Source organism: Nostoc sp. DedVER02, from assembly GCF_034530675.2.
Taxonomy (GTDB): domain Bacteria; phylum Cyanobacteriota; class Cyanobacteriia; order Cyanobacteriales; family Nostocaceae; genus Nostoc.
This window is the reverse complement of the sequence record NZ_JAVRCP020000006.1, coordinates 1-14737: the sequence shown is the minus strand read 5'-3', so window position 1 is coordinate 14737 and position 14737 is coordinate 1. Positions and strand designations below refer to the sequence as shown.

Annotated in this window: 12 protein-coding genes and 1 tRNA gene; 6 read left to right on the top strand and 7 right to left on the bottom strand. The window is 41.2% G+C overall.

Features of this window, described 5'->3' with window-relative positions; translation table 11 throughout:
• Window positions 1-46 precede the first annotated feature (46 nt).
• Window positions 47-1174 (top strand): hypothetical protein, encoded by a 1128-nt coding sequence (locus RMZ41_RS09220; RefSeq protein ID WP_322641727.1) that lies wholly within the window; start codon window positions 47-49, stop codon window positions 1172-1174.
• A gap of 208 nt (window positions 1175-1382) precedes the next feature.
• Here the strand turns inward: RMZ41_RS09220 and RMZ41_RS09215 are convergent, their stop codons facing one another.
• Window positions 1383-2399, bottom strand: a complete 1017-nt coding sequence (locus RMZ41_RS09215) for a YhcG family protein (RefSeq protein WP_322641728.1) — start codon at window positions 2397-2399, stop codon at window positions 1383-1385.
• A 39-nt stretch (window positions 2400-2438) separates the two neighbouring features.
• On the bottom strand, window positions 2439-4706 hold the full coding sequence (locus RMZ41_RS09210; protein WP_322641729.1) for a transglycosylase domain-containing protein: 2268 nt from the start codon (window positions 4704-4706) through the stop codon (window positions 2439-2441).
• Between the two features lie 410 nt (window positions 4707-5116).
• Here RMZ41_RS09210 and RMZ41_RS09205 point away from each other — a divergent pair, with 410 nt between their 5' ends.
• Window positions 5117-5764 (top strand): hypothetical protein, encoded by a 648-nt coding sequence (locus RMZ41_RS09205; protein WP_322641730.1) that lies wholly within the window; start codon window positions 5117-5119, stop codon window positions 5762-5764.
• 210 nt (window positions 5765-5974) lie between these two features.
• Here the strand turns inward: RMZ41_RS09205 and lspA are convergent, their stop codons facing one another.
• Both lspA and RMZ41_RS09195 read right to left on the bottom strand, forming a co-directional pair.
• Window positions 5975-6451: a signal peptidase II gene (gene lspA, locus RMZ41_RS09200; protein ID WP_322641731.1), complete on the bottom strand. Its 477-nt coding sequence runs from the start codon at window positions 6449-6451 to the stop codon at window positions 5975-5977.
• A 92-nt stretch (window positions 6452-6543) separates the two neighbouring features.
• Window positions 6544-7131, bottom strand: coding sequence for a biotin transporter BioY (locus RMZ41_RS09195; protein ID WP_322641732.1), 588 nt, complete (start codon window positions 7129-7131; stop codon window positions 6544-6546).
• A gap of 751 nt (window positions 7132-7882) precedes the next feature.
• Here RMZ41_RS09195 and pstS point away from each other — a divergent pair.
• The 4 genes from pstS (at window position 7883) to pstB (ending at window position 11925) form a co-directional block, all read left to right on the top strand.
• A complete protein-coding gene (gene pstS / locus RMZ41_RS09190; RefSeq protein WP_322641733.1) occupies window positions 7883-9064 on the top strand; it encodes a phosphate ABC transporter substrate-binding protein PstS in 1182 nt (393 codons plus the stop codon).
• Between the two features lie 144 nt (window positions 9065-9208).
• Entirely contained in the window at window positions 9209-10159 is a 951-nt protein-coding gene (gene pstC, locus RMZ41_RS09185) for a phosphate ABC transporter permease subunit PstC (RefSeq protein WP_322641734.1), read from the top strand.
• Between the two features lie 19 nt (window positions 10160-10178).
• Window positions 10179-11060 carry a phosphate ABC transporter permease PstA gene (pstA, locus tag RMZ41_RS09180; protein ID WP_322641735.1) on the top strand — a complete coding sequence of 294 codons (882 nt, stop codon included), beginning with the start codon at window positions 10179-10181 and terminating at the stop codon, window positions 11058-11060.
• A gap of 58 nt (window positions 11061-11118) precedes the next feature.
• Window positions 11119-11925, top strand: coding sequence for a phosphate ABC transporter ATP-binding protein PstB (pstB, locus tag RMZ41_RS09175; protein WP_322641736.1), 807 nt, complete (start codon window positions 11119-11121; stop codon window positions 11923-11925).
• Between the two features lie 296 nt (window positions 11926-12221).
• On the opposite strand, the gene RMZ41_RS09170 is transcribed toward pstB, so the two are convergent.
• From RMZ41_RS09170 to RMZ41_RS09160, 3 genes are all read right to left on the bottom strand, one after another.
• A tRNA-Gly gene (locus RMZ41_RS09170) sits at window positions 12222-12292 on the bottom strand.
• A 50-nt stretch (window positions 12293-12342) separates the two neighbouring features.
• Window positions 12343-13578: a hypothetical protein gene (locus RMZ41_RS09165; RefSeq protein ID WP_322734358.1), complete on the bottom strand. Its 1236-nt coding sequence runs from the start codon at window positions 13576-13578 to the stop codon at window positions 12343-12345.
• Window positions 13579-13646: 68 nt separating this feature from the next.
• Window positions 13647-14675, bottom strand: a complete 1029-nt coding sequence (locus tag RMZ41_RS09160; protein ID WP_322734366.1) for an adenylate/guanylate cyclase domain-containing protein — start codon at window positions 14673-14675, stop codon at window positions 13647-13649.
• Between the last annotated feature and the right edge of the window lie 62 nt (window positions 14676-14737).

The window sequence follows — 14737 nt, the reverse complement described above, 5'->3', positions numbered from 1 at the left end:
AGTGTCTTGTCTACCCTTTTAATTTTTACTAATAATAAATTTTGAAATGACAGTGCTTTTACCTAGAATTGGCGTTACAAGTTGTACAAGAGCAATATCATTAGTTCAAGAATATCCTCAAAACATTGTTGGTAGTTTTTGGGTCATGTGTGGTTATGGATTTGAATATAAAGAAATTCCTAATTGGTGGATTGACAATGTTTTAGAAGACAATCAAGCACAAAGTATTATTAATGCTTTTGAAAAAGGTTATTTTCAGGGAGAACATGACAACCCTCTATACTTAGGATTTTGTATTATTGTTGTTGCAGATGCTTCCAATCCTGCTCATTTATCCTATATAATTCAACACCTAAGAATGTGGGAATATGAGGGAATTGGTTTATTAAGAATAATGGCACGTCATAATATACCTGCTCATACGGAAGTATCTTCTCCTGAATATTTTTTAAATTATCGCTATAGAGAAAATCATCCAATTTATGATGAGCTTCATAAAACACTAGATCATTGGACTGTTCATGTATGGGAAGACTACTGTAGTTATCTAATGTCTGAACATGGTCAATGGATGTTTATTAACTATTGTAAAAAAAATAATGCAATTAAGGATGAGGTAAAATTAACTGTAGAAAAAGGTTCTAAACCTCTAGTTTTGACAGAAGGAGAAACTGACCCAGTTTATATTAAAACTGCTTTAGAGTTACTAGGAGAAACAGAAATTTTAGAGCAAGTTGATATTGAATGGGTAGGAGCTTCTATAGGAAAAGGAAAAAGTATAAATACTGGTGATAGTGGTTTGAATAATACCAGAGACGTTCTGATTTCCAATCCTCAGTTCTTAACTAAAAAAGTATTACTGCTCTATGATTGTGATACTAATAAACCTAATGAAGACCATGAAAAATTAAACATCAGAAAAATCCCTAAACAAGAAAATCGAAAAGTCAAGAAAGGTATTGAAAATCTATTTCCTGAACATTTATTTCTCAAAGAATTTTATTTACCAAAGACTAAATATGGAGACTATGGAGAAGAAAACCAAATTCAAGAATTTCAAAAAATGAAATTTTGCAAATGGATATGTGAAGAAAGAAAACAGGCTGACGATTTTGTTGATTTTAAAATAATTATTGAGCTTATCAAAAACTGTTTAGGCAAAGTTATTTACTGAAGTCTATCAAAACTCTGCCCTGAGCATCTATATCAATTGAGAAATTAATAAATTATTTCAATACCTTCGCCAATTTACGAAGGTGAGTTGATGTATGAACTTGCATAATTCATAACAGATGGTTTGCACACTGAACAGGGGTAATTGCCTATGTATGAGTCGGTAAATGTGTAGTTTGACGACATCGGCAATTAGGGGGCAGGTAACATCACCCATCATTTACCGACAAAAGCCGCCTTAACTCCTGCTTTAAAACCTCCGGATCTGGCAAATAAAGTTGATATCTCGACACAAAAAGCTGATTAGAAATACCACCCGTCGCATACTCAACCAAAATCTCATCCTTATCTCGCGCCAACACAATTCCTATTGGCTCGTTGTCATCCTTCATATTCTCCTCAGCGCGAAAATAATTTAGATACATATTCATCTGTCCAATATCCTGATGACTCACCGCTTGCGTCTTCAGATCGATTAAGACAAAACACTTGAGAATGCGATGATAAAACACCAAATCCACAAAAAAATGCGTGTTGTTTAACGTAATTCGGTATTGCTGCCCAATAAATGCAAACCCCTTGCCCAACTCAAGTAGAAACTTCTCCAACTCAGCAATTAAACGATTTTCTAACTCACTCTCACGATAATTGCGGTCTGGTAAATCCAAAAACTCGAACACATAAGGATCTTTGACCACATCCCGCGCCGACTCGATCCGTTGCCCATCCTTAGCCAGTGCCAAAATCTCCGCCCGATCCTTACTCAACGCCACCCGCTCAAACAAAGCCGAATCCTTCTGGCGTTTCAACTCCCGCACACTCCAGCGATCTTGGATGCACTGCTGCTCATAAAATGACCGCGCCAAATCATCGGAAATAGCTAAAAGCTCCGTATAGTGCGACCAACTCAATTTGCCAGACAGTGTTTGGCAATTCTCATAGTTCAAATAAAACAGACGCATATACTGCAAATTAGAACGGCTAAACCCCTTACCATACGCCGCTTTCAAATCTCGTGAAAGCAACTGTAACAACTTACTGCCATATTCTGCCCGTTCCTTGCCCGCTTGCTCAAACTCGACAATATAACGCCCAATCTGCCAGTAAGTTTCTACTAAAACTGAATTAACCTGCTCAAAAGCCCGTTGTCGCCCCAACGCCAAACACTCACAAATGCGATCTAACAACTGCTGATATGAACCATCATTAACCGCTAAATCACTCATAACTCAAACCCCAATGAGGTTCCTATCCCCAATGCCCATTTACCGCGTAATCCGCCGCATATAATTTCCCCATAACTGAGCGGCTTGAGCGCTGCTACCAGATGTCGGGGAATTGTTGTCGTTTCCCAGCCAAACACCAGTTACAAGTCGCCGACTTGGGATAAAACCTATAAACCATAGGTCAACGTTTTTATTAGTCGTGCCTGTTTTACCAGCTTCTCCTAATCCAATGGCAGCACTACGACCGGTACCTCTGCTGATGACACCACGCATCAAACTAGTCATCTCATCGGCTACACCAGTTGTTAGAACTCGTTTGTTGGCATCTGGGTCTTGGTCGAAGGAGTAGATTACACGGCAGGTTTTGATATCATTGCGATCGCTGCAATCACCACTGTCTAAAATTCGGTTAATCGCATGGGGAGGATTCCACACTCCACGATTGCCAATAGAGCCAAAAGCACCAGTCATTTCTAAAACATTGACCACACTTTGACCTAGTACCAAGCCTGGAACCGGATCGAGGTTTGACTTAATTCCCAAATTCTGGGCCATCGCCACTACTTTATTCAGCCCGATTTCTCTAGCAACTCCCAAGGCGATGGGATTTTCTGAAAGAGCCAGCCCGGTGGCAATATCTAAACTGCCAGCACCGGAACGACAGGGCTTGTAAGTAAAGCCTTGCCAAGTTAAAGGAGCGCAGGAATAACTCTTAGATGGTGAAATTCCCTGTTGAATAGCGGCGGTGTAAGCAAAGATTTTAAAGGTAGAACCCGGTTGTCTTTTGGCTTGAACAGCACGATTGAACTGACTTTTTTTGTAATCAGTTCCGCCTACCATTGCCAAGATGCCACCTGTACTGGAGTCAAGAGTTACCACAGCCCCTTGAGAAAAATTAAAACTTCCACCACTATTGTTGACTGAATTCCGCAACGCCGATTCAGCTTGGCTCTGTATGGCTGGATCTAGCTGGGTTTCAATGATATAATTCCCTTCGTTTGCGGCTCCTTCGCCCAAGATTGATTCAAGTTCCGAAAAGACGTAACTGTAAAAATAAGGAGCGATCGTCTTAGCTTGCTGTTCGCAAACTTTAGGGCTAACTTGAACAGTGGAACGTCTAGCTCGGTTCGCATCTTCAGCTTTAATTTTGCCCATCTCTAGCAACCGCTTAATTACGCGATTCCGGTATTCAGCTGCTTCTAGCTTATTTGGCCCATCCCCACAAAAATCGAATGCGTTAGGAGCAGGTAAAATTCCTACTAAAGTAGCTGCTTCTGCCAAAGTTAATTCTTTAGCCGGCTTATCAAAGTAATAGCGGGCTGCATCCTCAAAGCCAGAGGTATCTCCCCCTAAAAAAACCCGATTTAAGTACATCAGCAAAATTTCATCTTTGCTGTAAAAGGTTTCTAGCTTTAGGGCAACAACTGCTTCCCTTAATTTACGTCCAAGGGTATCCTGTCTGCCTACATACTCCCGGAACAAACTGCGGGCAACTTGCTGCGTAACTGTGCTGGCTCCTTGTTGCACATCTCCGCTGCGGCTATTGATCAACACTGCTCGTAAAATCCCCAAAGGGTCAACCCCAAAGTGCCAGTAATAACGACTATCTTCTGAAGCTACTACAGCAGATGCCAAATAAGGGCCAAATTCCTCTAAACGCTTCATATCGACATGAGAGATAGTTCGAGGTTCTCTTAATGGGGTGGCCCCATCACGAGCGTAAACGACTACTGGGGCGCGTGTAGCTGTAGGTAGGGGTCTAACTGAAAATTTCAGCCATTCTACGCCAATCACTAATGCGAATAGGGCGCTGATACCGCCGATACCATAAGCTGCCGAACTTGCAGCTTTGACATACCAGGCTGGCGGATCGACGTATTGTAATCGCACGGAAGCGGCGAGTTCTGGGGGGCCCAGGGTCAAGATATCGCCGTGACGTAGTTCTAGGGAATTAACACGACGCTTGCCACGATAAATGCCATTGGTGGAGTTTTCATCTTTGATGACGAAAACTGGTGTGCTATGAGTAGAATTCCGCGATAGCGATAGGTGAATTTGGCTGACAACTGGGTTACGGACAACGATATCACTGGATTTGGAGCTACGACCGAGAATATAGCGATCGCCCAACAGTGGATATACCTCTGCTTTATCCGCCCCCGCATCCTGCACCCAGAGTTCTGGTACTTTGGCATTAGGCTTGAGCGCCAGTTTGGAAAAATCAACCCTAGCTTGGATAGTATGGACTGCTTGAGTCAGTTGACCAATTAACGTTTGTGGCTTGTGAGGGGGTTGGGGAGAACTCATCGGCTATTCACATCACACTTTTTAGTGAAGAATCGGGCGAATCAAAATTTAGATGTTAGTCTTTCATCATTTTACTCATAAGCCAAAGCATAAATTAGCTATACGGAACTTTTTGCTCTAATTTATACTGTTAATTATCTAGAAAACTAAATTAAATTGTTATTTTTATTACGTGCATAAAAATTTATATTCTTGTAAAAAGCTTATTTTATCTACTTTAATAACGACAAAAACCGAATTTGGCTTTGTATTTATAAATACCAATTGTTAAGAAACAACATATTTAATTTTTACCAATTTTACATATTCATATATTTTGAAACAAACCTAAATATATTCATTTAGGAAGATTTTTTAAATCTCATTATCTGTTTTAATGGGTCGAGTGTTCCGTTGAGGTAAATTTCATAATGATGGGAAAATCTCTGACCCTGATTGGTACAGCTATATCTTTGGCTCTCACCACTAATATTGCCGTAGCCGAATCCAGTAAATCCCCCATAGCCCAATCCAGTAGCGAATCTACTAGCGCACCAACGGAAATTAAGATGTCGCCAGAAGGCATGAAAATTCTGTGCGAGTATTTCCCGCTCAATTCTCGCTGTCCCGGCGGCACAGCGCTTACCCCTGGCGCTACTCCTAGTAGCACTACAGCACCAGCAGAAACCACACCTAGCACTGCTCCTGGTAGTACTACAGTACCAGCAGAAACCACACCAGGAACTGGAACTCCTGAAAGCACTCCAGCACCAGGAACTCCTACCCCCCCTGAAACCGGAACTCCTGAAAGCACTCCAGCACCAGGAAGCGTTACTCCACCCGAACCTGGCGCTCCTAGCAACTTAACTCCAGCACCAGGAAGCGTTACTCCATCTGAACCTGGCGCTCCTAGCAGCACTACCGAACCAGGAACTACTACCCCATCTGAACCTGGCACTCCTAGCAACTTAACTCCAGCACCAGGAACTGTTACCCCATCTCAACCTGGTAATCCTACAGAACCAGGTGCAAACTCTCCCACCCCTGGTACTCCATCCGCTCCTGGAACAGGTAATTAAATTAAAAGCTGGATACGATCTGAATATTAGTTTGCGATCGCCAATCATCAGTGCATCTTGACTTTCTGCACCAGTTATGCTAGCTGGTGTAGGATACAAATCCAAATCCCTGGAATCCATAGATTAAGTCTTCGCATATAGGACTGAACAATGGTTTCAGTAACCACTAATCAATAGCCTGGGATGATTAATCATCCCAGGCTTAATAGTTTAATCGAACCTGCTAGTTGAAGTTGGTGTTTTTTGAAAGGAAGCAATTAACAGACAAACAATACCAATACTAATAAATGAATCTGCCACATTAAAGACAGGGAAGCTAATCAGGCGAAAATCAAGAAAATCAACGACATGGCCTAAAATAAAGCGATCAATACCGTTCCCCATAGCTCCACCTAAAATTAAGCCATAGCCGAACTGATCCCATAAATTTAATGTTGGCCCAAACAACGCCAACGCTATCAAGACCAAACTCACTCCTAAAGATAGCCAGCGCAACCACTCTACTTTCCCACTTAAAAGACTAAAAGCGGCACCAGTGTTGGTGACATAGGTAAAGTGAAATATTCCAGTCAAGAGTGGTAGTGTTTGCCCTAAGCTGAAGGTTTGCACCACCCAATATTTTGTTATTTGGTCTAAGAAAAAAGCTATGAAGGCAGCAATCCAGAAAAGGCGGTTTTTTAAACGCATGAAACTAGGGGCTAGAGACTAAGGACTAAGGACTAGGGACTAGGGATGAGAAAAATTTTAATTTCTAGCCCTAGCCTCTAGCCCCTTAATGACTAATAAAACATTAAGTGACGCAATATATATGCTATTACAGTAACGGCACAAACCACACTTAATTGCCCTGGTAGTGCAAACCAAGAATATTTAAGGATTGCTTGCATCAAAGATAGATTTTCTGTGCCTTTCCACTGAAAAATATAGCTAATAATCAAATAACTAATACCGCATAGATGCAGCGTTAATAAGCCACAAATACAACTAAAAGCGAGAGTTTCTAGTCGAGGTCTAGCTTTAAAGGCAACTAAGCCACAAATCCAAGCTCCAGGAATAAAGCCTAGTAGATAGCCAAACTGAGATAGCTTAACATAACCAATACCCCCGCCATCGGCAAATACAGGTAATAAGGTTAACCCCATCACTAAATAAGCGATTTGCGAGAGCGCACCGGCATTTTTGCCTCCTAAACAACCCACTAACAGTACTGCGCCAGTTTGAAAAGTGACACCTAAAGGAAAAGTCTGAATCCCGTGCTTACTCCAGTTCCAAGGAAAGGTGATCCCATAAGCTTCTAGGAAAGTACCACCCATTGTTAGGAGTAAGCCAATCATTGACCATAGTAATTGATTGGAAGCAGCAAACATTTATCAGGCAACCAGGAAAAAGCAAAAGGAAAAACCAACAGCAACTAGTATGTTCATTAATATTGAAATAAAATTTGTGCTGACACTTTTAAGAATTAGCATATTTTTTTTTGCCTTTTTGGTATGTAACTTTTCAGTTCTACGAATTCTGGTATTTGACCTAATACGTGGTAAAGTTAGCAAAATTTAGTATTTAAAATAAGTTTTTTAGATTCAGCATCAAATTTATGCTAATTATGCTAAAAATTGTTAAAGATATTTCCTTAACTCACTAATTTTTTAGCGATCGCACCGCCTCACTTCTATAAAATAGGCAATTGATAGTTTTTCTTCTACTTTCTCTAAACAATAAGTTCACTGTCTAAACTTAGATTGTTGAGTTATGACTTTAAACCTGCTTAGACCTATAAGCAGTAAGAACTTTCATAAACTTATAATTTTATATAAGTTTTCGATAATACCACACTTTGTTAGTTTTTTATATATTTTTCATCACTTGACCAACAAAGCTACACTAATAATAGAGTTTTGTAAATATCTGTAACTAACTTACTATGGTACTATTCCTAAAATATGTGACAAAAGCATTGGTATAAATTTTATCAAGGAAAGGTAGAAACGATTGTTTGTTCTTCATCAAAAAAAAACAAGCATTTTAGGCTTTGTTAACCTATCCTTTACCTTAACCTTCATCCTTTAGGGGTATTCTTAGAGGCGCTCACCTGAAAAGTTACCCAAACTATTGATAGCGATGCCCTCTCCTCTTAGTGTAATAAAAATTCATCGCCTCACAGCTTCAGTTTCAGTGTTAGCACTGACAATCGGATTAGCTGCATGTGGCGGACAGCAAAACCCAGATAATACAGCCACCAAGGAAACACCTTCTGGTACTGCTACAGATACTACAGCGTCCAGCACAACCAAATTAGATTTGGGTGGAAATCTCAAGTTAAGCGGGGCTGGTGCATCTTTCCCAGCACCCCTGTATGATACATGGTTTACCGATCTAAACAAAAAATATCCTAATTTGCAAGTTGACTATGCCTCAGTTGGTAGCGGTGCTGGAGTTGAGCAATTTATCAAAGGCACTGTAGACTTTGGTGCTAGCGATGTTGCCATGAAGGATGAAGAAATCCAAAAAGTGCCAGCAGATAAGGGCGTTATTTTACTGCCCGTAACTGCTGGTAGCATCGTGCTAGCTTACAACTTGCCAGATGTTCCAGAACTTAAACTACCACGAGCCGTTTACGCTGATATTCTACTAGGCAAAATTACATCTTGGGATGATGCCCAAATTGCCAAGGCTAACCCAGGTGCAAAGCTTCCTAAAGAGAAAATCACAGTAGTTTATCGTTCAGATGGTAGCGGAACAACAGGTGTGTTTACAAAACACCTCAGCGCTATTAGCCCAGAATGGAAGACTAAAGTTGGTGAAGGTAAAACTGTCAACTGGCCTACAGGAGTTGGTGCGAAAGGGAATGAGGGTGTTACCGCCCAAATCCAACAAACACAAGGTTCTATTGGTTATGTCGAGTACGGCTATGCCAAACAAAATAGTCTCAAGTTTGCTGCTTTGGAAAACAAAGGCGGTAAATTTATTGTACCTAGTGAAGAGTCAGCCTCTAAAACTCTAGCATCAGTAACTCTACCCCCCGATCTCCGCGTATTCATTTCCGATCCAGAAGGTGCTGATTCCTATCCCATCGTCACTTATACCTGGATTTTGGCTTACAAGAAATATCCCAATGCGGCAAAAGCTAAGGCAGTTGAAGCTGCGATCGAATACGCTTTAACTGAGGGCCAAAAACAGGCTACGACATTAGGGTATGTTCCTTTACCCCAAAACGTCATCACAAAGGTGGCTGCTGCTGCCGATCAAATTAGTCCAGATTATAAAATCGCTATTGGTAGTGGTACTAGCGCGAGCAAGTAGCCACAGTCAAGAAATGAAGCATTCCTAGACAATAAATTTTTAGGCTGCTTACTAAACTAGTTTGACAAAACGATGAGGCAACAATTTTGTTGAGATGGTTGCCTCCCATATATTCCTCTGATTTAATTGTGAAAGTCGGTAGTCATGACTACAAATTCTCAGAAACTTTCATCAGCGACAAAAAATCGCACTGATGTAGAAAAGTCCCTAGATCGGGGTTTTATTTGGCTTACTAAAATTTTTGCCTTTGGGGTTGCTGCCACTTTATTATGGATCGGCTTACAAGTTGCGATCGCTTCTGGGCCTGCTATCCAAAAGTTTGGTGCAAGTTTCTTAGCTAACACCACTTGGAACCCAGTTAATGATAGCTACGGAGTACTACCTCAAATTTATGGAACTCTCTTGAGTTCTTTTATAGGTTTACTGATAGCTGTACCGATTGGAGTTGGTACTGCTATTGTACTAAGCGAGGATTTTTTACCCGCTAAAGTGAAGTTGGTATTGGTTTTTGCGGTAGAACTACTCGCAGCTATTCCCAGCGTTGTCTACGGCGTATGGGGTATTTTCGTTTTAGTGCCTATCATAACTAACTTGGGAAAATGGCTCAATACTTACTTTGGCTGGATACCATTTTTTAGCACCCCCCCTACAGGGCCAGGAATGTTACCGGCGGGAGTCATATTAGCGATTATGACTTTGCCCATCATCACAGCCCTATCACGCGATGCCTTAATTTCTATACCGCCCAGCTTACGCCAAGCCGCCATAGGATTAGGAGCAACTCGTTGGGAAACGATTTTGCAAGTTCTGATTCCAGCCGCCTTTTCAGGGATAGTTAGTGCTGTGATGTTAGCACTCGGTCGGGCAATGGGAGAAACAATGGCTGTAACCATGTTGATTGGTAATTCCAACAACATTAGTCTCTCACTGTTAGCACCAGGCAATACGATTTCTTCTCTACTGGCGAATCAATTTTCCGAAGCTAGTGGTTTGCAAGTTTCGGCTTTAATGTACGCTGCTTTAGTTCTATTCTTCTTGACCTTGGTAGTCAATATCATGGCCGAGTTTATCGTTCTGAGAGTCAAGCGACTGTAGCTTAGTTTTGGATTGAATTATGACTTCTAGTTTTCCAGAGCGCAGTTTAATTCGCGCTCCCATGTCTCAAAGGACACTGTTTAATACAGTAATGACCGTAGTTGCATTTATCTGTGGAGTGTTGGCACTTGTGCCTTTGCTAGCAGTGCTTTCTTACGTCATTATTCAAGGTTTTAGCAGTTTGAATCCTAGCATCTTTTTTGAACTGCCACCCAAAGCTTTACAAAAGGGAGGAGGCTTTGGTAATGCAATCTTGGGCACACTGTTAATGGTAGGAATTGCTGCCCTGATTAGTATCCCGTTTGGGATTTTAGCGGCAATTTACATCACAGAATTTAGCTCGGCTCAAGTAGCGAGATGGGTACGTTTTGCAGCTAACGTCCTGAGTGGAGTCCCCTCAATTATTGCTGGGGTATTTGCTTATGGGATTGTAGTTTTAACACTGGTTAAGTTAAACTTAGGATCGTATTCTGCTCTTGGTGGAGGATTTGCACTGGCAATTTTGATGTTGCCAATCATTGTCCGAACCACTGATGAAGCCTTGCAGTTAGTATCGCAAGATTTGCGGCAAGCATCTGTAGGGTTAGGAGCAACTAACTTTCAAACAGTAACACAAGTAGTTTTGCCAGCAGCCCTACCTGCAATTGTAACTGGGGCAACGCTAGCGATCGCCAGAGCATCTGGAGAAACCGCACCTTTACTATTTACCGCGCTATTTTCCAATTTTTGGCCTGGTAGCTTATTTGAACCTACAGCTTCCCTTGCTGTTTTGGTTTACAAATATGCCATTTCTCCGTTTAAAAATTGGCAATCACTAGCTTGGGCGGCATCTTTGATTTTGGTATTGATGGTTTTAATCACAAGTATCATTGCTCGTTGGGCTACTCGAAAAAAAGCTTAGGGAAAGAGCTTAACACATAGCGGATTTGTATCGCTAAAACTAATACTGCACTTAATTTATGGCTACTAATATTAGCACAGTCAACGGTACTGAAACCGTTTTACGCACCGAAAACTTGAACGTATACTACGGCAAATTTTTAGCCTTACAGAATATTTGGCTAGATATACCAAAAAATCAGGTGACAGCCTTTATCGGCCCTTCTGGTTGTGGTAAAAGTACGTTGTTGCGATGCTACAACCGCCTCAATGACTTAATTGAATCATTCCGGGCAGAAGGTCAAATACTTTTTTACGATAAAAACTTGTATGCATCCGACATCGATCCTGTAGAAGTGCGTCGGAGAATTGGAATGGTGTTTCAAAGACCAAACCCATTTCCAAAATCAATTTATGACAATATTGCTTTTGGAGCCAAAATCAATGGCTACAAAGGTAACATGGATGAATTGGTGGAACGGAGTTTACGGCAAGCGGCTTTATGGGACGAAGTAAAAGATAAACTGCGACAAAGTGGTTCATCTTTATCAGGAGGACAACAACAAAGATTGTGTATTGCTCGTGCGATCGCAGTCCAACCTGAAATTATATTAATGGATGAACCTTGCTCCGCTCTCGACCCTATTTCCACCTTGCGAGTTGAAGAACTCATTCACCAGCTTAAAGAGCAATATACCATTGTTATCGTTACCCATAATATGCAGCAAGCAGCGCGGGTTTCTGACAAGACAGCCTTTTTTAATGTTAAAACTACTGAAAAAGGAGGTCGTAACGGCTACATGGTAGAGTACGATGCAACAGAATTAATTTTCAACAATCCTCAGCAGCAAGATACCAAAGATTACGTTAGCGGTAGATTTGGATAACTGGATGTATATTATACATTGTTGATGTTGAGCAATGAGGGATACTCGAACTTAAATCTGTGCGATATTCCTCCAATTTTTTATTTATTTACCAAGATTAGCGTAGGCGTAGCCTGCCACAAGCATTACATGATTCTGGCTGTTTCTCAATCGAGAAAAGCAACAATTAAGCTTAAGCTGTTTAACACAAAATTTGCATTAACTGGGTGGGGTACGATACCCATTCCAGATTTCTCTATTTAAAGTAGCAGGTGTATTTAAACCGTTCTGTACTAGCAGATTTGAAAGTTTTTTAAAGCGGGTGGCGGGAATCGAACCCGCATTAATAGCTTGGAAGGCTATAGTTTTACCACTAAACTACACCCGCAAATTTCCAACTTATTAAGTATAACATGGCTTTTTGAAAAATTCAAGCATTTAGTTGGAATTAGCAGGTTGGATTTTAAACCTTACAAGTAGGTTGCTTGCTTGTTTTTTTGTCTGATCGGCGAGTTCGTAGGCAGGATTAAATTTATTTTTTTGACAAACTTCCTCAAAGGCGAATTGCTCATATATACCCCTTTCATCCGGTGATATATTCTGATCGGGCAATAATACAGCCTTTGAACATACGCCATTTTCCTCAATGATTAAGCTAAATAAAAAATTTCCCGTCTTCAGTCCAAGGTCTTGTTGGATTGCAATTGTAGAATCTTGTTTTGTGCTTTGTGCAAGTTCAGGTAGTTTGATATCCTTCGGTAAATCAGTTTTCATCAATATCGTCTGTTGAGATGGAGTTAAAGGAATCCAGCTAACTATTACTCCTCCTCCTGTGTGCGTTTGTGCAGTAGTTCCGTCATTTTCAGTTCGAGGAGCATGTCCTGTTTGAGTGCGTGGTTCCTGTAGGGGTGAACCATTTTGTTGCGCGAGTTCTTGTTGACGTTGTTGAGCAAGTTCTTGTTGACGTTGTTGAGCGAGTTCTTGTTGACGTTGACGTTGTTGAGCGAGTTCTTGTTGACGTTGACGTTGTTGAGCGAGTTCTTGTTGGCGTTGTTGAGCAAGTTCTTGTTGACGTTGACTTTGTTGAGCGAGTTCTTGTTGACGTTGACGTTGTTGAGCAAGTTCTTGTTGACGTTGACGTTGTTGAGCAAGTTCTTGTTGACGTTGACGTTGTTGAGCAAGTTCTTGTTGGCGCTGACGTTGTTGAGCGAGTTCTTGTTGACGTTGACGTTGTTGAGCAAGTTCTTGTTGGCGTTGACGTTGTTGAGCGATCGCATTTTTATTATTTGTTAATGCGATTGCACTTCTATCTTGACCGCTCAGGGCAGGTTTTGCTGTTAACTTATCTTCTGGAACTACTTGCTTTGGTAACTTTACTGCTTGTACCTTTCGAATTGTGGATGATTCCTTGGGCGAGACTGGTTTTGGTTCAGACGCAACTTTTCTTGTTCTTGGTTTTGCCTCAGAATAAATCTCCACAACTTCAATTGGAATAGTGGCTTGATTTGGCTGGTGCCACAAACGGCTAAACTGAGATGAGCGCATCAGCCAGAATGCCAGCAAGTGCAGAGAGACTGAACCTATAACGACAGAAATCCACAAACCTGGTGGATCGGTATGTCGCCTCCAGACTTTGGTTGGAATTGGAGTTTTATCTGCAACTGATGGTGTCATATTATATAAACTGGATATGATTAGGCACTCTTACCGATTGCTAATGCTTTAAAATACCAGTCTAAATTTTAGCGATTAACCATTACTTCTGGTGTAACAGCAAAAGTCAAAACTGTTTCATCTACTCCTTTAAGTTCTAGCGGACTACCTTTAGTAATTTCTTCTTCCTGCAAATAATCTGCCACGGCAGCAGAAACCAAAATAGTACCGGGAACAGCAGCAGCTTGCAACCTTGCAGCAATATTCACACTAGGGCCAATGGCTGTATAATCAGCGCGTTCAGCGCTACCGAACATCCCCACAACAGCAGTACCTTGGTGGATACCGCACCGAAACTGGACGCTAGTAAGTCTATCACCATCGAATACACCTTGATCTCGCCAGCGCTGATTCAAGTCAGCCAGCGAGCGCTGCATTGCTCTTGCTGTATTAATGGCACGACGCACCTGTTCGTTGGGGGTTAGTTCTTCCGGCGCTCCATATAAAGCTAAAATAGCATCTCCCATAAATTTATCTACAGTGCCGCCATTACTAAAGACAACTTTGGTCATGGCTTCTAAATATTCATTTAGCAACTCTGCGACTCGTCGGGATCTAAGAGTATTTGATAGCTGTGTAAAACCTACGATGTCACTAAACAAAACTGTAATTAAGCGTGGTTCTGGTCGCAAATCTAACGTTAAATCACCAGTTGCAGCTTTTTGCACCAATACAGCTGGCAAAAAGCGCTTTAGTACTGATTCTGTTAAATAAGTATTTAACTCCACGATTCGTCGTTCATTTTCCTTCAATGCCAAAAGATTCCGAACTTCCGCCAAAAGTTCCCGATCGTTAAATGGTTTTGCTAAATAAGCATCAGCCCCATGTTCTGTACCTTCGATGCGGGTTTCTTCATCAACTTTCGCAGTCAGCAAAACGATCGGTATTCCTTTCAACTTCTCCTCTTTGCGGATCATCTGAATCATCTCAAGTCCGCTCACTAAGGGCATCATTAAGTCAGTCACAATCAAGCTGGGCATAATTTCCTTAGCTGTTTTGTGCCCTTCATAACCATTACGAGCCGTTTGTACCTGATAACCGTTATACCAATTTAATATGAAGCTGCATAGAAAAGAGCTTCTAAAATAAAGTTATAAGATGAGATAGATATTACCTCATC